Source organism: Pseudoalteromonas shioyasakiensis (genome assembly GCF_024518675.1).
Taxonomy (GTDB): domain Bacteria; phylum Pseudomonadota; class Gammaproteobacteria; order Enterobacterales; family Alteromonadaceae; genus Pseudoalteromonas; species Pseudoalteromonas shioyasakiensis_B.
In genome coordinates, this window is record NZ_JANIGL010000007.1 from 68,103 (window position 1) to 89,719 (window position 21,617).

Consider the following 21,617-nt stretch of genomic DNA (forward strand, 5'->3'; position numbering starts at 1 on the left):
TTAATTGATCTATGGCAGACTAATGGCTATTTAACTTATAGCGAATAAAATGAATGACTGTTTGCACTAAACGAGCCTTACTCAAAGGCTTTTTAGATATGTTGCCCCTATGTTTAGCGGTGATTCCATGGGGGATCTTATGTGGCTCGTTAGCCATACAAAATGGTTTTAGTGCTGTTGAGACCCAAGCTATGTCGTTATTGGTCTTTGCAGGCTCTGCACAATTAGTCGCAATAGAATTAATAGCAGGTAATACCCCCTTGCTCACCATTCTTTTTACCACGTTTATTATCAGTTCTCGGCACTTTTTATACGGTTTAGCAGTACGCCACAAAGTGATTGATCAACCTATGCGCTGGCGCTTACCGGTCAGCTTTGTCCTTACAGATGAACTTTTTGCGTTTTCTCATCACCGCAAAGCGTATCGCACTAAAACACGGTTGATCTACGCACTAAGTGCCGGCTTTAGCTTTTATATCACGTGGAATCTATGGACCTTGATTGGCATTGTTGCGGGTAGTTTATTACCTGATTTAACTAACTTAGGCTTAGACTTTGCCATTGCTGCCACTTTTATTGCTCTAGTGATCCCAGGCATTAAGAATACAGCCACATTAGCCACGGTGATCACCGCAGGTATAATGGCAACGCTTCTGAAAAGCCAAGGGTTTGAATTATGGTTAGTTGTTGCAGCATTAACAGCAATGGCCGTAGGCTATGCCATTAGCCGTATGCAAGCGAAAACGGAGAAAAACTTATGATGACCACTATTTTGCTCATGGCCTGTATCACTTTTTTTACCCGTTATTTATTTTTGCATCGCGCCCTACCATTTAAAGTAGGCCCTAAAATGCAGCAGTTTTTAAGCTTTAGCGCCCCAGCTGTACTTACAGCAATTTGGGTGCCGATTGTCTTTGTAACTGATGAGGGAATAAATTTAGATTGGCAAAACCCATATCTGAGCGCAGCAATAGCAGCAATTATTGTCGCCTATAAGACTCACAACATTTACTACACAACACTGGTAGGTATGGGTTTATTTTTGATCTTAAATTAAATGCTAGCTAATAATATAGCGCGGCTTTTATCTAAGGTGACCTGTTCGCGCTCACCAAGTGCCGTCATACCATGGCGCTCAAGTTGCGCAACAATTTTGTCAGCAACTTCCTCTCCTAACTCATAGTCAGATAAACGCGTTGGCATATTAACACTGTGGAAAAACGCTTCAGTTGCAGCTATTGCTTGCTCAATTGCTGCGTCTTCATCAGTAATATCGAGGCCTAAAACTCGCTCGCCATACTGTAAAATTTTACCGCGCTTGGTATCTTTTTGCTCAGCCATCATACGAGGCAACACAATTGCTAACGTTTGCGCATGATCAAGACCGTATACCGCTGTCATTTCGTGGCCTAGCATATGGGTTGCCCAGTCTTGTGGTACACCTGCTCCGATTAGGCCATTTAACGCCATGGTCGCCGACCACATAATATTAGCGCGTACTTGATAGTTATCAGGCTCGCTAAATGCTTTAGGACCTTCTTCCATTAAGGTCATTAAAATTCCTTCAGCAAAGCGATCTTGCAGTTTTGCTCCCACATCATAAGTTAAATACTGCTCCATAGTATGAACAAACGCATCAACAATACCGTTTGCGACTTGGCGCTTTGGTAAAGAGTAAGTAACTGCAGGATCTAACACAGCAAACAGAGGCTGTACTAATGGGCTCGAAAACGGAAGTTTGTCGTGAGTATCAAGGTTAGAGACCACACTAAAAGAGTTTGATTCAGAGCCCGTGGCTGGCAATGTTAAAATCACACCCAAGGCGATGGCCGATTTAACTTCGCCACGTTTGGCCAAAATATCCCATGGCTCGCCATCGAAATGTGCCGCTGCAGCAATAAACTTACTGCCATCAATAACCGAACCACCGCCTACAGCAAGAATAAAATCAATTTGCTTTTCTTTCACTAATGCAACGGCTTTCATACATGTTTGATAGCTAGGGTTTGGCTCAATTCCAGCAAATTCAAACCATGTGTGATCGCTCAGAGCCTGAGCGACCTGATCATAAATGCCATTACTTTTAATACTCCCGCCGCCATAAGTAACCAATACTTTTGCATCGGCTGGGATCTCATTCTTAATTGCTTCTATTTGCTGCTCACCAAAGTGGATTTTGGTAGGGTTTGCAAAACTAAAATTTAACATGCTTGCTCCATTGCTTGAATAGGATATGTTCGGTGACCAAGTAATTGTAGGCTTTTAAACGCGAAGTTAAAGATCAGAATCAGACAATCACTTTTGCACAGCTGCAATAATTAATGCAATATAGCAACATTAAAACATAATCGAGGCAAAATGATGTGGCAAGGTCTAGATGAATTTTTGCACGTCGTAGAGCATGGCAGCTTTACTCACGCAGCTAAAGCAATGGAGGTTTCAACTTCACACATTAGCCGTCAGGTTCAACAGCTAGAAAACCGCTTAGGTTCGGTGCTATTTCAGCGCACTACACGGAAAATCAGCTTGACTGACGCGGGCCGTGAATACGCTATTAAGCTTAAAGCAATTAAACAAGAGCTCATTGATGCCAACACTCAGCTGCAAGGTGAACAACGCCAGCCAAAGGGTCTTATTCGCATTACGGGTGCTGGAGAGTTCGTTGCTGCGAATGTAGCGCCAAAAATTGTCGAATTTGTAAAACGCTACCCTGAAGTTGAAGTTGATATGGACTTTAACAATCGCAATGTTGATCTAGTTGAAGAAGGTTTTGATTTGGCTATTCGTTTTGGCCGAATGCAAGACTCCAACTTAATTGCCCGACCACTTTGCCCACGTAATATGACCTTAGTAGCAAGCCCTGAGTATTTAAAGCAGCATCCAGCTCCTAATTCACCTTTACAATTGGGAGATCACAATTGCTTAATCGCTATGGGGAAACGCTGGCGGTTTAAATTTACAGATGAAATTAAAGAAGTAAAAGTTGCGGGCAATTGGCGCAGTAACCATCCAAAGGCATTACTAAGTGCGGCTTTATCTGGCCTCGGTATCGCGCATTTAGCCAGTGACATTGTTGAGCCCTATGTGAAAAATGGCCAACTCGTTACCTTACTTGATGAATTCCAAGTAACAGATAACGCATCTTGGCTCGTTTACCCTCGTAAAGACTTAATGCCTTATCGAGTCAGGTTATTAATCGAGCATTTATTAGCTAATTTTAATGACGACTAAAATTTAAACTTTAAGTCTGCGCTAACTCACGATAGAATTTAAAAAACAACAAGAAAAAACCTCTATTATGGACGATTTTTATCAGCTTAGTGCTACTAGCCTGCAAGGGCAATCTATTGAATTTAGTGATTTTAAAGATAAAGTGGTGCTTGTAGTCAATACCGCAAGCCAATGTGGCTTTACCCCTCAATACGCCGCTTTACAAGCTCTCCATGAAAAATACCAGCAACAGGGTTTAGTGATCATAGGCTTCCCTTGTAATCAATTTGGTAAGCAAGAACCTGGTGATGCGACGCAAATCAAGCAAGAATGCTTGATTAATTATGGTGTCGACTTTCAAATCATGAGCAAAGTTGAAGTGAATGGCGAACATGCCCACCCAGTATTTAGACATTTAAAGTCTGCATTACCAGGCTTTTTAACACGTAAAATAAAATGGAACTTTACTAAATTTTTGATTGGTAAAGATGGCAATGCAATAAAGCGTTTCGCTCCATTTACTAAACCAGAGCAAATAGAAAGCTATATCGTTAAAGCGTTAAAGCAAAGGTGAGTATAAGGCTGTTGGCAAATGCCAACAGCCTTAATAAATAGTCTTAGTGATTTAAATACTCATCAAAGTCATCATCACCTAAGTTTTTACGCAAGCGCTTCTGCTCAAGGTAGTCTTCCAACTTTTTCTTAACCTTTTGCTTTTTCTTGTCATGTTGATTACGCCCAACCATTTCGTACTCGTCTTCAACAAAATCGTCATCTAGCGCATCGTAACTAAATGTCTTACCCACAACCCACTCCATAAAGTGTTTGAGACCAATGCCTATTTTTAGTCATTGGTAGAATTAAAAAGTTTAGTGCAATTTACATGTGTAAAAAGCCACCAAAAAACTGCCATTCTTCTATCTTATAAAGAAGGTATGTCAGTAATGTGAATAAATAGCGCTTAATTTTAATTCTGGAAAGTGAGAGTTTTTTATCGAAACGATAAACATTTTTGATGCATTTAAAATATTTAGTCAAAATGACTAATTTATGGCTATTATTTAAAATAAGTTAATGTCCTCCCCTGCCACAAAAACAACTAACAACTTGTTTTATAACAAATTAAATTATTGGCACCAAACTTGATATCTATTTATCAACAAAGGTTAAAATCAACACTTAGCAGGATTACCAAAATGAAAAAATTACTTTTAGTCGGTTCTTTATTTATTGCAACAGGCGCTTTGGCCCATGATGATCACGATACCAATATTTCATTTAGTGGTGACTCGTGCGAAGTCGAATTTCAAAACGATATACGTATTAAACCAAGTGAGTTAGAGATCTACACTGCAGATAATCACAGCATGGTTTTCAGTGATAATGGCGAGCTACTGATTGATGGCCAAACACTTTCACTCGATAGCGAACAACGCCAAGCGATCAGTGATTATTCAGACAGCTTACGTAGTCAATTGCCTGAAGTCGCAAATATTGCTCTTGAAGGCGTCAAAATAGCCGGAGTTGCTATCGAAGAGGTTGCCAATGCATTTAATATTCAAGGGTTCGATAGTATTAATGAGTTGATGACAGATATTGAGGTTGAAGTAGAAAATACATTTTATCAGCAAGGTGCCTTTGTCATGGGCCAACAAAGCTTCAATGAGTTTGGTGAAAACTTCGAAAGCCATTTTGATGAGCAAATAGAAAGCGCAGTTGAATCAGCTATGATGCAATCTATGGGCAGCATATTAATGGCACTAGGCTCTGAATTAATGGGTTCTGGCGGTGATATGCAAGCATTTGAGCAGCGTATGGAAAACATGGGCGCACAAATAGAACAAAAGGTAGAACAGCAAGCTAACCAACTTGAAAAACGTGCCGATGCATTATGCGGTAACTTTTCAACCATTGCCGAGCAAGAACAACAACTTGTACAGCTTGTCCCTGAATTAAAAGATTACCAACTATTTAGCTATAAGCAAAATAACTAAATACGAATAATATTTGATATCCCTTTAGCAGCACTGTGGTTTACTCCCTTTGCTGCTTTTTTATTTTTTAGCTAAAGGTAACAACTGTCCCAGCTGAGTTATAGCCAGCTCAAGGCGCTCATTCCACGGTAGGCCATAGCTTAAACGAATACAGTTGCGATACTTATTAGTTGCAGAAAAAATATACCCCGGTGTGATGCTAATACCGTGTTCTAATGCTAATTGAAATAACTTTACACTATCGTAATCTTTGCCTAGATCAATCCAGATAACGCAGCCACCTTGCGGATCGCTTACCCGAGCAGCCTTTGGCAACGCCTGTTGTAAACACCAGATCATCCGCTCCTTATTGCTGCGCAATTTTTGTCTAAGTAACTTTAAATTGCGATCGTACTCACCGCTGGCAACAAATTCACACAAGGTCCATTGGTTTATCAAAGAAGTTGAACAACTAAAAGCTCGCTTATAACGACGCGCTTGTGCAGCAAATTTACCCGCGATCAACCAACCTACCCGATAACTCGGTGCAGCCGTTTTTGAAAACGACGCACACGTAAGCACCAAGCCTTTTTTCGAATATGCTTGAGCCGGAGTGCCCCGTGTATCACCAAAATGCAGATCCCCGTAAACATCATCTTCAATTAAGACGACATTGTGTGATTCCAACAGCTCAACCAAATACTTACGCTTGCTGTCGGGCATAAAACTTCCCACAGGGTTATTGATCGTCGTAGAAAACACGCAGGCTTTAATATCATGCTCTTGTAGCGCTTGACTGAGATCATCAAGCCAGATCCCATCATCTGGGCAGAGCGGGATCTCTAGCGCTTTTAAACCCAAACTTTCGATCAGTTCTATGATGCCAAAATAGCAAGGAGACTCGATCGCAATGATATCCCCCGCTTTTGCCACGCATTTTAGCGCAATCGTTAATGCCTCTTGAGCGCCATTGGTGATCACTAACTCTTGGTTATCAACACCGATACCAAAATCCAGGTAACGACGGATCAACTGTTTTTTCAACGGTGCATAGCCATCAATTGCGCCATAATTAATCGCACGGCTTCCGGCCATAGACATAACTCTGCGCATAGTTCGCGCAAGCATTTTATCGGTCGGCGCTGCAGCAACTGGATTGGCAATACCAAATGGCACCACATCAGCTTGATGAATCGCATCATAAACTTGTTCAATCAGTACCTGCATATTCACCGACACAGGTTCACGACTTAGCCTGACTCGTTTAGGTCTAGCGGGTTGCATTGTCGCCGTTTTTAAAAAGTAACCTGACTTTTCCCGAGCCTCCACTAAACCTTGGGCTTCAAGCGTTTGATAAGCTAATTTCACCGTAGGGATACTTACTTTTAGCTTATCAGCCATTTTTCGCAGCGACGGTAACTTCTCCCCGGGCAGCAGCGTTCCTTGGTCGCACAGTTCACGCACTAATTGTATAACCTGCTGATATAAAAATTCTTGCTTACCTTTACTGATCACAAGCGACATAGCACAACCCTATAAACCTAAAATCTGTATAGGTTACATTTTTAGTTTTCTGTATATGTTTAGTATACACACGCGCAGTAAAATACATACTTAATTAATCCATTGGATGAAAAGCCATGAAAAGTATCGCGCTTTACATTGTCACCGTTTTAATTTGGGGCTCAACCTGGCTCGCAATTGAATTTCAATTAGGTGATATCGCAGTTGAAACCTCGCTTTTTTACCGCTTTGGCCTTGCCGCAATTTTAATGTGGTTATGGGTAAGCGTTAAAAAGCTTCCTATGCGATATAGCAAATTAGATCATGGCTTTTTCGCGTTATTGGCATTATGTAACTTTGGACTAAATTATCTAATGCTGTATTGGGCGCAAAACTATTTAACGTCAGCCATGGCGTCAATTGCATTTTCGCTGTTACTGTTGATGAATATAGTGAATACCCGACTATTTTTTGGCAAACCCATAGCTAAACGTATTTACTTTGGCGCACTGCTAGGTGTTATAGGCATTGGTTGCTTGTTTTGGCCACAATTACAGCAATTCGACTTGAATAATCAGGTGTTGGTCGGGTTACTACTTGCTCTGAGTGGCACCTTTGTGGCTTCATTGGGCAATATGGTTAGCGTACGTAACTCAAAGCAACAAATTGGCGTGATGCAAGGCAATGCTTGGGGCATGTTGTACAGTGCCGCTGGATTATTAGTTTACTTACTAGTAAGTGACGCCAGCTTGGGCTGGTCAGCACCTGCCAGTTATTGGTATTCATTATTATATTTAGCCATCTTTGGCACGGTTATAGCGTTTGCTTGCTATTTCGCACTGTTGAAAAATATCGGCCCAGAGCGTGCAAGCTACGTTATCGTTTTATTTCCGCTAGTGGCTGTCACGCTAAGCACATTATTTGAAGGCTTTGTTTGGCAGGCTAATACTTTCTTGGGGTTTAGTTTAGTACTACTTGGCAACGCCATTGTGCTGACACCCACTAAAAAAATTAATGCTTTTTTTGCTGCAAGAGCAGTTCAGCAAAAAAGCTCCATCCCCAGTTAGAATGCGCACTAGCGCAACTAACGCCAAAGCGCCTACCTGTTAGGCGCTTTTTTATTGCCTTGCATAGGTATACAAAAGCGGAGGGCTTGAGGATGCACGGTAATTTTCGCGGGGGTCTCACCTATCAACTCTCCATCCGCTTCAATCGGTTGGCCAACGCTCGTGATGGCTGCACTTGCAACACGCTTATAAATAAGACCATCTATAGTTTGGTGATTACCTAATAATAATCGTATCAAGCAATATAAGTTTGCTCGCCAACCACGTGCTGGCATCGCATAACATTCAACAACTCCACTATTTAGTTGCGCCTTGGGTGCCACCGCCAACCCGCCACCAAAGTAACGATGATTAGCAAACACCGTAATTAAGTTTGTTTGTGCTATGGCTTGATCAGCAAGCAACCCAGTCAACATAGTGGGTTTAAAACTAAGTAAATGCTTAAAAGCAGCAAAGCTATAACCAAAAGCTGACTGAGTAGGGTGTTGTTGCAATGCTTTTACCACATGGGCGTCAAATCCCACACCGGCAACATTTATAAAATAGCGGTTATTCACCTGGCCAATATCAATCGCCTCTTCATATTGGCTAAAAACACTCGCTTGCCAATCACTTATTTTACATGCAAAGCCACGGGCAAAATCATTCCCTGTACCTTGAGGCAGCAACGCTAGTGAACAACTATTGCTGATTAATGCATTAACCGCTAAATGTAATGTACCGTCACCGCCAACCACCACCACGCGTTGATGGTCTTCTGCCAGCATTGTTATTGCCACACAATCAGCTGCAAAGTCGCCTGTTGTGGTAAACACATCAAGTTGCATTTGTCTTTTTTCGCATTCTTTATACAACCATTCGCACATTTTTTTATGGTTTTTTTTCGTACTTGGCTTAATTATTATTAACATTGCTAGACAAACCTTCATCACCACTACAAACCACAGTTAAACAAAAAATAAATTAATCTGAATAATTAGTCACTTTATTCACTTCAAAATGCATAAATTCCATTTGAAACTTAAAAAACTGCGTTTATAAAAGGCTTTATAAATATATTCTATTTTATAGTTATGCAAATAGCACCTCAAAACAAAGCTTAACCGCAAGTTAACAACCCCTTATCCATTAGTTATTTTTATCTGACCACCTTACTTTTTATCGTTTTATTTTTGTGCAATTTAACGTCAGAATAGCCTCGTTCTCAAAACAGACATAACCCGGAGCAAAAGTAATGAAACCAGTTAATACATTAAATCAAAATGCTGCAACTCATGTTGCCGTAAAATCAAGCAATCGCAAAGCAAAAATGCTAGCCAGACTTAACCGATACAGCAAAGCACTCGCACTAGGCGGTGTTATTCAATACAAATAATCACCCAACCATGATTATTTTAGCGGTGCAGCAAACACCCAACCACTAAACGAAGATACTTCTTTAGCTCCCTCGTTTGCTGCAACCTCTTCTTAAAGCTATTAAAACCTGCCCTTTTAGAAAAAAACTCTCTTTTTAGAACAAAAAACCAGCAAACGATCTTTTTCCTATTTACACGCCCCAATCACCTGCGTATTATTCTTTCCCAACGGAGAGATGGCAGAGTGGTCGAATGCACCGGTCTTGAAAACCGGCAGGGGTTTGTAGCCCCTCTAGGGTTCAAATCCCTATCTCTCCACCATTATTACTTTTTGGTGGTTCACTCGATCATCAAAATGACAGTTTATGCGCCGGAGAGGTGGCCGAGTGGCCGAAGGCGCTCCCCTGCTAAGGGAGTATAGGGTTTGTAGCTCTATCGAGGGTTCGAATCCCTCCTTCTCCGCCATTTAATAACGAAGAAAGCCCCGCAATTTATTGTGGGGCTTTTTTTGTTGTTAAAAATGGCTGAAGGAGGGTGAGAACCCTCGACCAGGGTTCGACCAAATGTCAGGAACATTTGGGGCCGCTGCAAGCGTCGCGAAGCGATTGATTACATGGACGTAAGCAAGCCCATCCCTACGTTTGACACAAATATCAGTATGAAAAGCCTATCGTTTTATGCCCATAACCTTTACACCGATGAAGGAGGGTGAGAACCCTCGACTAGGGTTCGACCAAACTTTGTCTGGAACAAAGTTAAACGCACGCAGTGCGGCCCGAAGGGCAAAATATAGGGATGTATTTTTCCAAATGTCAGGAACATTTTAGGCCGCTGCAAGCGCCGCGAAGCGGTTGATTACATGGACGTAAGCAAGCCTATCCCCACGTTTGACACAAATATCAGTCTAAAAAGCCTATCATTTTATGCCTGTAACCTTTACACCGATGAAGGAGGGTGATAATTGAAGTAACAACCTTCCTATTCGCAGCGTTCTTTTCTCCTCGGGTTTCGTAATACTCAACCCAAGCTACAGAGTGTTTCTCCGCATTTTATTTCAACACTCCAAACTAAACTCGTCAGCATCTAAATACGCAGGAAAACTTTGTTTAAATAGCTCAAGTGGCTCTTTATCAAGTGTTTTAATTAAAACATCCGTCTGATTGTCTGCTGCTACTGCCAACGTGTCGCCCTTAAAGTCATACACGGCAGTACCGCCATTATGGGCAACACCATTACCATCATCACCCACTCGGTTAACGGCGACAACATAACATTGATTCTCCATCGCTCGCGCCATCAATAAGGTATCCCACACTTTGCGTCTTGCTGCAGGCCAATTGGCTACATTGATCATCACGTCGTAATCATTACGGCTACGCTGAAATACCGGAAAACGTAGGTCATAGCATACTTGCGGTAGAATTTTAAAACCATTGAGAGTAAACACTTCTCGGCGATCGCCCGCTTTTACAAAATCCCCTTCTTTGCCTAAACAAAATAAGTGACGCTTGTCGTAATATTCAACCTCGCCATTGGGCCACACCCAATAAAAGCGATTAGCTTTTTTATCGCCTTGTTGCACCAGTACAGAACCTGCTAAAACGGCATTCGATGAGTTTGCAGTCGCAATCATCCAATCAAGCACTTTACCGTTTTCAGGCTCCGCACAATCTAGGTTAATAGCAAAGCCAGTAGCAAACGTTTCCGGCAACAAAATAAGATCCACAGAGTCTTTAATACTCGCGATTTTATCGCTAAAACTCGCCAAATTAGCGTCTTTATCAAGCCAGTTAAGCGATGTTTGTATAGCAGCAATAGTTAAAGTTGACATAAAATCTCCGCAGCTTGCAGCAATGTAGCCTCGTTTTTTGCAAAACACAGGCGAATTACTTTATCACTACTCGGTTGTTGATAAAATACACTCAATGGAATAGCTGCAACACCCGCCTGCTCTACCAGCCAGTGACAAAACTCAATATCACTGAGATTTGATATGTCACTGTAATCAAGCAGTAAAAAATAAGTGCCTTCGCTAGGTAAAACCGTAAAACGACTATCTTTAAGAGCATTGCTCAGTACATCACGCTTTTGCTGATAAAACTCACTGAGTTCATCCACATGCTCACCTTGTTGCTCTAACATATCGGCGAGAGCATGCTGCACAGGCGTAAAGCTTGAAAAAGTCACATATTGGTGAATTTTACGAAACTCTACTGCAAGTGCCGCCGGGGCAATGCAGTAGCCCATTTTCCAGCCAGTACTATGGAAGGTTTTACCAAAGCTTGAAATCACAAAGCTTCTAGCAAATAACACCTCATCACTTAACACACTCAAATGCGGGTTATCATCAAAAGTTATGTGCTCGTATACCTCATCACTTATAACATACAAGTCATGCTCGGCGACCAGGGCTTTCAACGCATTTATATCGTGCTGCTTTAACGTTTTACCACTTGGGTTGTGCGGGGTATTAATAATTATAGCCCGAGTGTTGTTATTAATAGCACTGGCAACTAGTTGCCAGTCAATTGCATAGCTTGGGGCCTGCAACGCAATATTAACTGACTTGCCACCAGCCAGTTCAATTGCAGGCTGATAAGAATCATACGCTGGGTCAAATACGATGACTTCGTCGCCATCGCGCACCAATGCTTGGATAGCAACAAACAAAGCCTCTGTTGCGCCCGAGGTGACAGTTACTTGCTGCATCGCATCAATTTCAGCTGCATATTTGCGCTTTGCTAACTGCGCAATTTGCTGCTGTAAACGCGGGACTCCGCTTGATGGTGAGTATTGATTAACCCCTTCAAGCACATAATGATTAAGCTGTTTTTTAAGTAACTCTGGTGCATCAAACTCAGGAAAACCTTGCGATAGATTTATCGCCGTAAACTGATTTGCCAATGCGGTCATTTGACTAAAAATACTGGTGCCTAAATTTGGCAATTTACTTTCAAACACTGATTACCCTTAATGATGGTTTTGCGCCCAAAGCGATGCTATCATTGCAAATAGTAGAAGTATAGCCGTCTAAACTTTTTTGGTAGCTCGAGGAATATATGCATAACAATACCGCTATTTCAGAACTTATAGAAGCAGGAAAGTGGATCAGCCAGCAAGGCTGGGTACCCGCAACTGGTGGAAACTTTTCAGCACGTACCAACACCAGTTTTGTTGTTACTGCAAGCGGCTTTGATAAAGGCCAATTAGGTACTCACACTTTTATCGAGCTTGATCATCAAGGTAATAGACAAGCAGGTGCAGCCAAGCCATCAGCTGAGACTGAATTACATTTAAGTATGTATAAATTAATCCCTACTGCTAATTTTGTCTTGCATACACATTCAGTCGCAGCGACTGTTTTATCTCGTATTATTAAAGGTCATAGCTTAAACCTGCAAGGCTACGAAATGCAGAAGTCACTGCGTGGGGTCACCTCGCACTTAGATATATTAAGCATACCTATTTTTGATAACGACCAAAACATTGACCGTTTAAGCTTATTGGTCAGCGACCATCATCTGCATACACCGATTGAGCATGGCGTGCTTATTCGTGGCCATGGATTATATGTTGTGGGCCGTGATATTCGTGAAGTGCGCCGTCAATTAGAAGGTTTAGAATTTTTATTTAGTTGCGAATTAGAGCGTTTAAAGTTTTCCGGTCAACAGGCAGAAGTGACGTTATGATAAAAGCATTATTAACTGATATTGAAGGCACCATTACCCGTATTTCATTTGTAAAAGAAGTACTGTTCCCTTATGCCACAGCGCAACTACCCACTTTTGTTAAGGCGAACCAGCAACAAGTTGCAGTCGCTGAGCAGATTAATGCAGTTAAAGAGCTAATTAACCAACCAAATGCTGATATAGACACCGTAATTAATACCCTATTAGCATGGATAGCCGAAGATAAGAAAATTACCCCTTTAAAGCAACTACAAGGTCTAATTTGGCAAACCGGCTATGAGAGTGGTGATTTTACTGGCCATTTATATCCCGATGCCTACCAATTTTTACAAACTCAACAACAGGCAGGTCAACAGCTGTATGTGTATTCATCAGGTTCAGTAAAAGCTCAACATTTAATTTTTCAATACTCTGACTTTGGCGATATTCGCTCCCTATTTACAGATTACTTTGATACCAAAGTGGGTGCAAAACAAGAACCCTCGTCCTATCAAAACATTGTTTCGCAGCTTCCATTTGCCGCTAACGAAGTACTTTTTTTAAGTGATATGGTCGCAGAGCTTGATGCAGCTAAAGCCGCAGGCTTAAAAACCTTACATTTGATTCGTGATGGCCAAGCAAGCTCAGCTGAACATAACTACATACATGACTTTAGCCAATTCACTGCGGAGCATTTAGTATGAGCCAGTTAACAATTTACGCTGATTGCAATAGCGAAAACGCACTGCTAAGTACCAATAAACCCAGTGAAATCAAGACTGAGTTAGTAAAGGTAAATGTTCGTTTTGAGCAATGGCAAGCAAACGCACTCATAACCGAAACAACAAGTCACGATGACATCATCAATGCATATAGCGGTGATATTAATCGCTTAAAACAACAAGACGGCTATCAAACAGTGGATGTAATTTCACTAGCAAAAGGCAACCCGGCAGCCACAGAGTTACGTGCTAAATTTTTATTTGAACATACCCACAGCGAAGATGAAGTACGCTTTTTTGTTAAGGGCCAAGGCTTATTTTGTCTACATATTAACGACAAAGTTTATCAAGTACTTTGCCAGCAAGGTGATTTAATTTCTGTTCCAGAGCTTACTCCACATTGGTTTGATATGGGAAGCGACCCTGAATTTACTGCTATTCGTTTATTCAATAACGTTGAAGGTTGGGTGGCGCAAAGCACGGATTCCGAGATAGCTAAACAGTTTCCATTATTGGACTAATAAAGGAGTTTAAATGGAAAAACTATTTTCGTACGGCACCTTACAACTCGAGCAAGTCCAACTTGATACTTTTGGCCGCTTACTCCAAGGTGAGCAGGCAACGCTTACTGGGTATATTGTCGGTGAAGTAGAAATTACCGATGCCGCCGTACTAAAAAGCAGCGGCCAACGGTTTCACCCCGCTTTAATAAAAACAGGGCAAGCAATCGACACTGTCACCGGCACCATTTTTACCATTACCCAGCAAGAACTAGCCAACGCCGACAGCTATGAAGTTGACGACTATGTTCGTGTTGAAGAGTTATTTAGCGCTGGTTGCAATGCGTGGGTGTATGTAGCAAAAGATTGAGATTTTTAAAGTAAGGTGACTTGAGAAGCTTAACTCTGTACTATATTTTTAGAATATCTTTTATCGCTCTTGGATTCTTCTAATGGTTAACGAACAATATCAAAAGTCTAAACAACAACTTGCTTTTTCACGTAAGCAAGTTGAAAAGGCTGGGCGTATTTTTCGCAAAAAAGAAGGGGATTTTGAGTTTGCTACAGAAGTAATTCAAAATTATCGCGCGGCACACTTATACCCACTCACTATCATCAAAAATCTTGTATGGAAGCATGTTAAAAAGTTACATCTACTTGAATCCGCTACAATAGTAAGGCGACTAAAGCGTCTACCCACTATTATTGACAAACTACAACGTGAAACATTGGACGGTAACAGTGATAATGCCATCAACCTTAAACGTATGCACGATATAGGAGGTTGTAGAGTCATTTTAGATAGTTTAGATCACCTAAATGAACTCAATAATAGCTTAGATTCAAGCAGAACTGTCCATAGCGTAAAATCATATGACTATATAAAGCATCCCAAAGCGACTGGCTATAGAGGAATTCATAGGGTTTATAAAAGTTACAACAATTTAGAATCGCACGATTACAAAGGCTTTCAAATTGAAGTTCAGTTACGTACCCGGCTACAGCATTTATGGGCAACTACAGTTGAAATTGTCGATATTATTGAAAAAGAAACGCTAAAGACAAACCCAAAGATGGCTGATACAGACTGGAAGCGTCTGTTCTTTATTATGGGCGAGTTTTTAGCTGTAAAAGATGGTGCTCATCAATTAACTCAGCAGCAAACTCTAGTATATACTGATGAACTTGCTGCATTAAACAAAAAGCTTGCTGCTTTTCATAAGCTTGATGCATTTAATCGTGCTTTTCAATTAGACGAAATTAAAAATAAATCCAAAAATACTGGATTTGCTTTGCTAGTTCATAATACTGAAACTCAAGAAGGCCGAGTATTTCTTTATGCCCCAAACAAAAAGCAACAGGCACTCACTCATTATGCAGAACACGAAAAGCAAACTCAAAATAACGTACTCTTAGTTGCTGGTAGTGACTTAAAATCGATTGAAAAGGCATATCCTAACTACCTAAATGACACCTCAGAGTTTCTTTCTGAATTTAGCCGCATTTTATTAGCTTAACTCTTTTAGTTTTCCTGCTTCTACTTCCCGTTGGCTATAAACGCCAGTATCTAACACCCAGCCCGTGATTAGCTTTGCGGGGGTTACGTCAAACGCGGGATTGTAGACGTTAGCATTTGTTGGTGCCCAAAGCGCTTCACCAAAACTTCCGCTAACGCCACGTACTTCAGCGCTATTACGTTGCTCAATTTCAATATCTGCACCGCATGCCGTATTTACATCAAGAGTAGTAAGCGGGGCCACCACATAAAAAGGGATGTTATGAAAATGCGCCAATACTGCTAAATTATAAGTGCCCACTTTATTTGCAAAGTCGCCGTTAGCTGCGATACGGTCAGCACCAACAAATATCTTATCAACTTTGCCCGCGGCCATTAAGCTTGCTGCCATATTGTCACAAATAAGCGTATACGGTATCTGCCAGCGTTCAAGTTCAAACGCGGTTAGCCGTCCCCCCTGCAGTAATGGCCGAGTTTCATCAACCCAAACATGAATATCGCCATGTTGTTGCTGTGCTTTATAAATGACACCTAAAGCGGTGCCAATCCCTGCTGTGGCAAGTGCACCAGTATTACAATGGGTAAGAATATTATCCCCCCTGTTCACCAGCGCTGCGCCATGGCTTGCCATGCTTTCGCATAAAGCGATATCTTCATGAAATAAGTTGACCGCGGTGCTCACAATCGCTGCAACAAAGTCATCTTGCACTAAGGCAATGCGTAATTTTTCCATACAATGCATAAGGTTAACCGCTGTTGGCCGTGTCGCTTCTAGCTTATCAATCGCCGCAGCCAATGTGGCTTTTTCAGTACCCTTCTCTGCCAAGTGCGCAACAAGTAAACTGGCGCCTAACCCAATCAACGGTGCCCCACGTATTTTTAAGGTTAAGATCAAATCTCGCATGCTGGCTACATCATTACACACATGCCACTTTTGCTGATGTGGCAATAAGTACTGATCTAACACGCTCAATGTGTTGTTTTGATATTTTAAGCTACTCGCTATCAGATCTTGCATCATGAATCCTAAAAATGTTTTGCTGCGATTTATTCTACAGCAGTTTTTAAATCACACAACCAAGAAGTATAGACATCTAAACGGTTGAGAGTATAGAATGCTACAACTGCTTATTTTATGAGACTCACTTCATGACCGAATACTTTGCTTTTAATGCCCAGCATGCGATTGATTATATTAAACAACTGATTAAAAAAAGTGAGTTTGAAACTTTTCAACAAGACGCCGAGTTAACTGCTTATGAGTTTGGCGATGGTAATTTAAATCTCGTATTTAGAATAAGTGATGAGCAAAATAACAGTGTAATCTTAAAGCAAGCGCTCCCTTACGCTCGCTGTGTTGGCGAATCATGGCCGCTTACTTTAGACCGCGCTCGCATTGAAGCTGAAGTTTTGGTAAATCACGGCGCGATTTGCTCAAAGCACACAGCTGCAGTACTGCACTACAACCCAGAGCTTGCCCTTACAGTACTGGAAGATTTGGGGCATTTACAAATATTACGTAGCGCGCAAATTAAGGCAGAGCAGTTTCCTTTACTAGCGGAGCATGTAGCACATTACTTAAGCTCTACAGGCTTTTATAACTCAGACCTTTATCTAGCGGCACAAGATAAAAAAGCCAAAGTCTGTCAATTTACGAACCCTGAGCTGTGCCAAATTACTGAAGATTTATTTTTTAGTGACCCTTATGTTATCCATGAACGCAATAGCTTCCCAGCAGCACTTGCCGATAACGTTAACCACATTCGTAACAACACAGCACTCAAGTTAGCTGCAGCTAAACTAAAAGCTAAATTTCTCGCGTGTCCACAAACATTGTTACATGGCGATATGCACAGCGGCAGTATTTTTGTTGATCAACAAACAACCAAGATGATCGACCCTGAGTTTGGCTTTTTTGGCCCTGTAGGCTTTGATATAGGATCATTTATGGGTAATTTATTATTAAACTACTGTGCCCAAAATGCACGTATTGCAGAGCTTGCTAAACGCCGCCAATATCAAACGCATTTACTGACTTGCCTGCAAGACTGTTACAGTTTATTTGAGCAAAAATGGCTGAATCTAATTACTCAACACAGCAATGATGCGAGCTTGGCAAACCCAGAATTTGCAAATTATTACTTACAACAAGTGCTACAAGACGCCATTGGTTATTGCGGAGCGGAGCTAATACGCCGAACAATTGGTTTAGCACATGTGGCAGATATCGACACCATAGAGGATGAGCAAGCACGCCTAGCAGTACAACAGCAAACCCTTGTTGTTGGCGAGCAACTAATGGTCAATGCGCCAAGCTGCGCCCATAAAGATGACTTCTTTGCCTTGCTGATCAGCTTATTAAACTAACTTTTTTATGCCATCTGAGGGCGCTACGGCGCCTTTTCTTATTGATAATGCTCGTACATTTTATCAAGCGGCTCTGATAAACCATTTTCTTGCACCACTCGAACATGTTCGCGAGACAACTCGCGCGCACTAAATACACCACAAGAATGAGCAATTAAACCTGCTCCATAATGAATATATTTATTATAGTTCGCGACCCGCTGGGCTTTATCTTCAACATCTAAACCTCGCTGTAGCCGCTCATTATGAGTTGTGATCCCTGTAGGGCAGGTGTCTTTATTACATTGCAATGCCTGAATACAACCTAATGCAAACATATGGCCACGAGCCGAAACAACAAAATCAGCACCCAACGCAAGCGCCCATGCTACGCGTGATGGCACAATTAGCTTGCCTGAAGCAATCACTTTTACACGCTCACGCAAGCCATGTTTTTCTAACATATTAACAACCAAGGGTAAGCTTTCTCGAAGTGGTAAACCGACAGAATCCATTAAAGGTTGTGGTGCAGCACCCGTACCGCCATCAGCACTATCTATAGTTATAAAGTCAGGGGCTGATTCGATACCACGGCGGTTAATTTCAGCAAATAGAGTTTCTAGCCAAGCATAAGCTCCGATAACGGCTTTGAAACCTGTTGGTTTCCCTGTCGTATCGCGTACTTTTTCAACCATATCGAGTATATCTGCCGGTGCTTTTATTTCAATATGGCCATTTGGGCTTATTGAATCATGCCCTTCAGGTATACCACGAATAGCAGCAATTTCAGCCGTCACCTTTTTACCAGGCAACATACCACCTTTGCCCGGTTTAGCACCTTGGCTCATTTTAAGTTCGAACATTTTGACTTGCTCATGGGCCGCAATTGCTTTGAGCTTTTCTGTGCTTAAGTTGCCATGCTCATCTCTTACTCCGTACTTTGCCGTGCCTATCTGAAACACTAAATCGGCACCACCTTCTAAGTGGTAGGGGCTTAAACCGCCTTCTCCGGTATTCATCCAACACCCTGCCAATTTTGCACCTTTTGACAGTGCGCGTACTGCCGGCTTTGATAAGGCTCCAAAACTCATGCCTGAGACATTAAATAAAGACTTAGTAACATAAGGCTGAGGGCAATAAGGGCCAAGTGTTACTGCACTAGGGTCGAGTGCATCTTCATCAAGCGTAGGAAAGGCACAGTTCATAAACATCACGGTGCCTGTGGTCTCTAAACTCTGAGTAGAGCCGAATGCCGTAGTACGATCAACATTTTTTGCTGCACGGTATACCCAACTCCGATCAGCACGGTTAAACGGCATCTCTTCACGATCCATAGCAAAAAAGTATTGTCGAAAAAACTCACCTTGGCGCTCAAAAAAATACCTAAACCGCCCAATCACTGGGTAATTTCGTCTAATTGCTTGTTTAGCCTGAGTAACGTCACTGATATAAAAATATATCACGAGTAAAACTAAGCAACCGAATACCACAATAAATAGACTAGCAAACACATCAATACTAAAAATAATAAAACTACTCACGCAACGCCCCTTGCTGGTTAATTTTCATTCTTATTGAAGAGCATACAATTTAAAGGAGGGGTTTTACAGGAAAAACTCAGCGCATAAGGACATGCGCTGAATATGAGGAGGAGGGTTAGCCGCGTTTTGCCAGCTCGCTCTGAATATACAATTGAATTTGCTCTTCAAGTACAGATAATGGCACAGAGCCATGACGTAATATTTGATAGTGAAATTCGCGAATATCAAAATCTTGACCTAACGCTTGCTCGGTTTCCTTGCGTAAGCGTTTAATTGTCAACTCACCAATTTTGTACGACAACGCCTGTGCAGGCCAAGAAATATAACGATCGGTTTCTGTTTTCACGTTGTGCAATGACAGTGCAGTATTTTCACTCATAAAGTTCATCGCTCGCTCTCGACTCCAGCCATACATGTGCATGCCTGTATCAACCACTAATCGAGCCGCACGCCACATTTCATAAGTTAATCGGCCAAAATTGCTATAAGGGTCTTGATAAAAACCGGCCTCTAAGCCTAAATATTCTGAATATAAACCCCAACCTTCACCAAAAGCTGATAAATACGCATCTCGACGGTAGCTTGGTAAGTATTCAAGTTCGGCATTAAGTGAAATTTGTAGGTGATGGCCTGGAACAGCTTCGTGTAGAGTTAATGCTTCTAAAACATAAAGTGGACGTTTATCAAGTGCATAAGTATTTACCCAATAATACCCAGCTTGATCATCACGACGCGAACCTGAATAGCGACCTGTTGTATATTTTGGCGCGATGCTAGCCGGTACAGGAGCTACACCGTATGGCATACGAGGTAAGGTATGAAATAACTTAGGTAATTGCGCATCCATTTTTTTGGCAATGTAAGATGCTTCTTTTAGTAACTCTTCTGGTGTTGTGGCATAAAATTGTGGATCAGTTCGTAAAAAGTGTACAAATTCGGCAAACGAGCCTTCAAAGCCTACTTCTTTGATTACTTCGTCCATTTCGCCGCGTATCCGCGCGACTTCCTTTAAACCCAGTTCGTGGATTTCTTTTGGAGTCATATCTGTCGTAGTGTAGTACTTAGCTCGATTGGCATAAAATGCTTCACCATTTGGTGTCGCTGAAATACCAATTTCACTTCGCGCTCCGGGCTGATACTCTTCATTAAAGAACGTTAAATAACCTTGATAAGCCGCAATAACTTGCTCATCAATTACTTTTTTAGCTTGCTGTTGTAGCTGAGCAAACTCACTCGCAGCTAACCCAGCAGTATTATTTAAAAATGGCTTATAAAACTCAGACTTTGTTGCATCATCAACAATATAGGCTGTGATAGAGTCTTGATAGCCCACTAATACAGCTTGTGGTTGAGTTAAGCCGACTTCTAATCCTTTTCGCATCCAACCAATATTTTGCGCGAAAAAACGAGGAACTTGCTGCAATCGCTCAAGATATAGCTGGTAATCAGCCAAGGTTTTGAAATCTGATTGCGACACCATAAATGACAAGCTTGAATGAAAACCATATTCAGAGGTTAAGGGCATGTAATGGCTGTTAAATACATACTCATCGACACTGTTTTGCACCTGAGCACGAATAATCGTCAAGTTTATGCGGTTTTCTTCACTGAGGCTCTGTGTATCAATAGCGTCAAGTTGCGCTAAAAGCTCAGTGTTTTTTTGATATTTTTGCTCTAAAAACTCCGCTGACAGGTTATTTAGTAAATAACCATCGACACCTTCAGGGTTGCTATATGGACTGATACTTTTACGATAATCAACAATGGATTGTGCCACTGCAGTGAATTGCTCATCACTGTCAACGCTAGTCATTTGGCAGGCGCTTAGTGAGCAAGCAAATGCTATACTTAATAATGAATGGCGAAATACTGCCGATGATTTCTTTTGGAACTTTATTTTCATATTAAAAGGCTCTGCTATCTGTAGTTGATTTAAACTACCTTATTCAATTCGTTTTACCAAAATAAATGCGACCAAGAGCGTCTTTGCTCAGGTTAAATTTACAGCATTACCTGCCTAGTACTTAAGCAGTACTTTAGAATTGTTGATAAAACCAGCTATTGAACGGTAAAAAAGTAAATATCCGCGGTAAATCACACTTTTTTACTTTTAAATACACGCGATACAGATTAATGTAGGGAAGTATCAAATGCTAGGATAGCGCTGATGTCTCATGGAGTGAGTTATTTAATTTAGCTGTTATGCGTATTTAGTT

Annotated in this window: 22 protein-coding genes and 2 tRNA genes; 15 read left to right on the plus strand and 9 right to left on the minus strand. The window is 41.4% G+C overall.

Going from position 1 to position 21,617, the window contains the following annotated elements:
* Positions 1-53: 53 nt before the first annotated feature.
* Positions 54-761 carry an AzlC family ABC transporter permease gene (locus NQT69_RS16730; protein ID WP_256828818.1) on the plus strand — a complete coding sequence of 236 codons (708 nt, stop codon included), beginning with the start codon at positions 54-56 and terminating at the stop codon, positions 759-761.
* A complete protein-coding gene (locus NQT69_RS16735) occupies positions 758-1,057 on the plus strand; it encodes an AzlD domain-containing protein (protein ID WP_256828819.1) in 300 nt (99 codons plus the stop codon). Before NQT69_RS16730 ends, NQT69_RS16735 begins: the two co-directional genes overlap by 4 nt.
* Here NQT69_RS16735 and NQT69_RS16740 read toward each other — a convergent pair.
* Entirely contained in the window at positions 1,054-2,208 is a 1,155-nt protein-coding gene (locus NQT69_RS16740) for an iron-containing alcohol dehydrogenase (RefSeq protein ID WP_256828820.1), read from the minus strand. The genes NQT69_RS16735 and NQT69_RS16740 overlap by 4 nt on opposite strands.
* A 150-nt stretch (positions 2,209-2,358) precedes the next feature.
* Here NQT69_RS16740 and NQT69_RS16745 point away from each other — a divergent pair, with 150 nt between their 5' ends.
* Both NQT69_RS16745 and NQT69_RS16750 read left to right on the plus strand, forming a co-directional pair.
* Positions 2,359-3,231, plus strand: a complete 873-nt coding sequence (locus NQT69_RS16745; protein WP_256828821.1) for a LysR family transcriptional regulator — start codon at positions 2,359-2,361, stop codon at positions 3,229-3,231.
* A gap of 67 nt (positions 3,232-3,298) precedes the next feature.
* Entirely contained in the window at positions 3,299-3,784 is a 486-nt protein-coding gene (locus NQT69_RS16750; RefSeq protein WP_256828822.1) for a glutathione peroxidase, read from the plus strand.
* Between the two features lie 43 nt (positions 3,785-3,827).
* On the opposite strand, the gene NQT69_RS16755 is transcribed toward NQT69_RS16750, so the two are convergent.
* A complete protein-coding gene (locus NQT69_RS16755) occupies positions 3,828-4,016 on the minus strand; it encodes a PA3496 family putative envelope integrity protein (RefSeq protein WP_087531252.1) in 189 nt (62 codons plus the stop codon).
* Positions 4,017-4,406: 390 nt separating this feature from the next.
* Here NQT69_RS16755 and NQT69_RS16760 point away from each other — a divergent pair, with 390 nt between their 5' ends.
* A complete protein-coding gene (locus tag NQT69_RS16760) occupies positions 4,407-5,204 on the plus strand; it encodes a YggN family protein (RefSeq protein WP_256828823.1) in 798 nt (265 codons plus the stop codon).
* Between the two features lie 60 nt (positions 5,205-5,264).
* On the opposite strand, the gene NQT69_RS16765 is transcribed toward NQT69_RS16760, so the two are convergent.
* The gene (locus tag NQT69_RS16765; protein WP_256828824.1) at positions 5,265-6,707 is read right to left on the minus strand and encodes an aminotransferase-like domain-containing protein; all 1,443 of its coding nucleotides are present in this window, start codon (positions 6,705-6,707) and stop codon (positions 5,265-5,267) included.
* Between the two features lie 116 nt (positions 6,708-6,823).
* On the opposite strand from NQT69_RS16765, the gene NQT69_RS16770 reads away from it, so the two are divergent.
* Positions 6,824-7,753 (plus strand): DMT family transporter, encoded by a 930-nt coding sequence (locus tag NQT69_RS16770; protein ID WP_256828825.1) that lies wholly within the window; start codon positions 6,824-6,826, stop codon positions 7,751-7,753.
* Between the two features lie 32 nt (positions 7,754-7,785).
* Here the strand turns inward: NQT69_RS16770 and NQT69_RS16775 are convergent, their stop codons facing one another.
* Positions 7,786-8,664: a diacylglycerol/lipid kinase family protein gene (locus NQT69_RS16775; protein WP_256828826.1), complete on the minus strand. Its 879-nt coding sequence runs from the start codon at positions 8,662-8,664 to the stop codon at positions 7,786-7,788.
* Between the two features lie 323 nt (positions 8,665-8,987).
* Here NQT69_RS16775 and NQT69_RS16780 point away from each other — a divergent pair, with 323 nt between their 5' ends.
* The 3 genes from NQT69_RS16780 (at position 8,988) to NQT69_RS16790 (ending at position 9,573) form a co-directional block, all read left to right on the plus strand.
* On the plus strand, positions 8,988-9,128 hold the full coding sequence (locus NQT69_RS16780; RefSeq protein WP_256828827.1) for a hypothetical protein: 141 nt from the start codon (positions 8,988-8,990) through the stop codon (positions 9,126-9,128).
* Positions 9,129-9,338: 210 nt separating this feature from the next.
* Positions 9,339-9,429 (plus strand) — tRNA-Ser (locus NQT69_RS16785).
* Between the two features lie 51 nt (positions 9,430-9,480).
* Positions 9,481-9,573 (plus strand) — tRNA-Ser (locus NQT69_RS16790).
* Positions 9,574-10,162: 589 nt separating this feature from the next.
* Here NQT69_RS16790 and NQT69_RS16795 read toward each other — a convergent pair.
* The gene (locus tag NQT69_RS16795) at positions 10,163-10,939 is read right to left on the minus strand and encodes an amidohydrolase (protein WP_256828828.1); all 777 of its coding nucleotides are present in this window, start codon (positions 10,937-10,939) and stop codon (positions 10,163-10,165) included.
* Entirely contained in the window at positions 10,927-12,069 is a 1,143-nt protein-coding gene (locus NQT69_RS16800) for a methionine aminotransferase (RefSeq protein ID WP_256828829.1), read from the minus strand. The genes NQT69_RS16795 and NQT69_RS16800 overlap by 13 nt, the downstream gene beginning before the upstream one ends.
* A gap of 98 nt (positions 12,070-12,167) precedes the next feature.
* On the opposite strand from NQT69_RS16800, the gene NQT69_RS16805 reads away from it, so the two are divergent.
* The 5 genes from NQT69_RS16805 (at position 12,168) to NQT69_RS16825 (ending at position 15,515) form a co-directional block, all read left to right on the plus strand.
* Positions 12,168-12,797, plus strand: coding sequence for a methylthioribulose 1-phosphate dehydratase (locus NQT69_RS16805; RefSeq protein WP_256828830.1), 630 nt, complete (start codon positions 12,168-12,170; stop codon positions 12,795-12,797).
* Positions 12,794-13,480, plus strand: coding sequence for an acireductone synthase (mtnC, locus tag NQT69_RS16810; RefSeq protein ID WP_256828831.1), 687 nt, complete (start codon positions 12,794-12,796; stop codon positions 13,478-13,480). Before NQT69_RS16805 ends, mtnC begins: the two co-directional genes overlap by 4 nt.
* Positions 13,477-14,019, plus strand: a complete 543-nt coding sequence (locus tag NQT69_RS16815; RefSeq protein WP_256828832.1) for a 1,2-dihydroxy-3-keto-5-methylthiopentene dioxygenase — start codon at positions 13,477-13,479, stop codon at positions 14,017-14,019. Before mtnC ends, NQT69_RS16815 begins: the two co-directional genes overlap by 4 nt.
* 13 nt (positions 14,020-14,032) lie before the next feature.
* A complete protein-coding gene (locus NQT69_RS16820) occupies positions 14,033-14,368 on the plus strand; it encodes a gamma-glutamylcyclotransferase family protein (protein ID WP_256828833.1) in 336 nt (111 codons plus the stop codon).
* A gap of 82 nt (positions 14,369-14,450) precedes the next feature.
* Complete coding sequence (locus tag NQT69_RS16825) at positions 14,451-15,515, plus strand: RelA/SpoT domain-containing protein (protein WP_256828834.1); 1,065 nt, start codon at positions 14,451-14,453, stop codon at positions 15,513-15,515.
* Here NQT69_RS16825 and mtnA read toward each other — a convergent pair.
* Positions 15,507-16,532 carry an S-methyl-5-thioribose-1-phosphate isomerase gene (mtnA, locus tag NQT69_RS16830; RefSeq protein ID WP_256828922.1) on the minus strand — a complete coding sequence of 342 codons (1,026 nt, stop codon included), beginning with the start codon at positions 16,530-16,532 and terminating at the stop codon, positions 15,507-15,509. The genes NQT69_RS16825 and mtnA overlap by 9 nt on opposite strands.
* A gap of 131 nt (positions 16,533-16,663) precedes the next feature.
* Between mtnA and mtnK the strand changes: the two genes are divergently transcribed.
* Positions 16,664-17,881 carry an S-methyl-5-thioribose kinase gene (gene mtnK / locus NQT69_RS16835; protein WP_256828835.1) on the plus strand — a complete coding sequence of 406 codons (1,218 nt, stop codon included), beginning with the start codon at positions 16,664-16,666 and terminating at the stop codon, positions 17,879-17,881.
* 38 nt (positions 17,882-17,919) lie between these two features.
* Here mtnK and NQT69_RS16840 read toward each other — a convergent pair whose 3' ends face one another.
* Positions 17,920-19,401 (minus strand): FMN-binding glutamate synthase family protein, encoded by a 1,482-nt coding sequence (locus NQT69_RS16840; protein ID WP_256828836.1) that lies wholly within the window; start codon positions 19,399-19,401, stop codon positions 17,920-17,922.
* A 115-nt stretch (positions 19,402-19,516) separates the two neighbouring features.
* Positions 19,517-21,304: a DUF885 domain-containing protein gene (locus NQT69_RS16845; protein ID WP_256828837.1), complete on the minus strand. Its 1,788-nt coding sequence runs from the start codon at positions 21,302-21,304 to the stop codon at positions 19,517-19,519.
* Positions 21,305-21,617: the final 313 nt, after the last annotated feature.

What these genes read in the sequence shown, in the direction of transcription:
- NQT69_RS16730 (WP_256828818.1), top strand. Translation starts at nt 54, where the DNA reads ATGACTGTTTGCACTAAACGAGCCTTACTCAAAGGCTTTTTAGATATG.
- NQT69_RS16735 (WP_256828819.1), top strand. Translation starts at nt 758, where the DNA reads ATGATGACCACTATTTTGCTCATGGCCTGTATCACTTTTTTTACCCGT.
- NQT69_RS16740 (WP_256828820.1), bottom strand. Translation starts at nt 2,208, where the DNA reads ATGTTAAATTTTAGTTTTGCAAACCCTACCAAAATCCACTTTGGTGAG.
- NQT69_RS16745 (WP_256828821.1), top strand. Translation starts at nt 2,359, where the DNA reads ATGATGTGGCAAGGTCTAGATGAATTTTTGCACGTCGTAGAGCATGGC.
- NQT69_RS16750 (WP_256828822.1), top strand. Translation starts at nt 3,299, where the DNA reads ATGGACGATTTTTATCAGCTTAGTGCTACTAGCCTGCAAGGGCAATCT.
- NQT69_RS16760 (WP_256828823.1), top strand. Translation starts at nt 4,407, where the DNA reads ATGAAAAAATTACTTTTAGTCGGTTCTTTATTTATTGCAACAGGCGCT.
- NQT69_RS16765 (WP_256828824.1), bottom strand. Translation starts at nt 6,707, where the DNA reads ATGTCGCTTGTGATCAGTAAAGGTAAGCAAGAATTTTTATATCAGCAG.
- NQT69_RS16770 (WP_256828825.1), top strand. Translation starts at nt 6,824, where the DNA reads ATGAAAAGTATCGCGCTTTACATTGTCACCGTTTTAATTTGGGGCTCA.
- NQT69_RS16775 (WP_256828826.1), bottom strand. Translation starts at nt 8,664, where the DNA reads ATGTTAATAATAATTAAGCCAAGTACGAAAAAAAACCATAAAAAAATG.
- NQT69_RS16780 (WP_256828827.1), top strand. Translation starts at nt 8,988, where the DNA reads ATGAAACCAGTTAATACATTAAATCAAAATGCTGCAACTCATGTTGCC.
- NQT69_RS16795 (WP_256828828.1), bottom strand. Translation starts at nt 10,939, where the DNA reads ATGTCAACTTTAACTATTGCTGCTATACAAACATCGCTTAACTGGCTT.
- NQT69_RS16805 (WP_256828830.1), top strand. Translation starts at nt 12,168, where the DNA reads ATGCATAACAATACCGCTATTTCAGAACTTATAGAAGCAGGAAAGTGG.
- mtnC (WP_256828831.1), top strand. Translation starts at nt 12,794, where the DNA reads ATGATAAAAGCATTATTAACTGATATTGAAGGCACCATTACCCGTATT.
- NQT69_RS16815 (WP_256828832.1), top strand. Translation starts at nt 13,477, where the DNA reads ATGAGCCAGTTAACAATTTACGCTGATTGCAATAGCGAAAACGCACTG.
- NQT69_RS16820 (WP_256828833.1), top strand. Translation starts at nt 14,033, where the DNA reads ATGGAAAAACTATTTTCGTACGGCACCTTACAACTCGAGCAAGTCCAA.
- NQT69_RS16825 (WP_256828834.1), top strand. Translation starts at nt 14,451, where the DNA reads ATGGTTAACGAACAATATCAAAAGTCTAAACAACAACTTGCTTTTTCA.
- mtnA (WP_256828922.1), bottom strand. Translation starts at nt 16,532, where the DNA reads ATGCAAGATCTGATAGCGAGTAGCTTAAAATATCAAAACAACACATTG.
- mtnK (WP_256828835.1), top strand. Translation starts at nt 16,664, where the DNA reads ATGACCGAATACTTTGCTTTTAATGCCCAGCATGCGATTGATTATATT.
- NQT69_RS16845 (WP_256828837.1), bottom strand. Translation starts at nt 21,304, where the DNA reads ATGAAAATAAAGTTCCAAAAGAAATCATCGGCAGTATTTCGCCATTCA.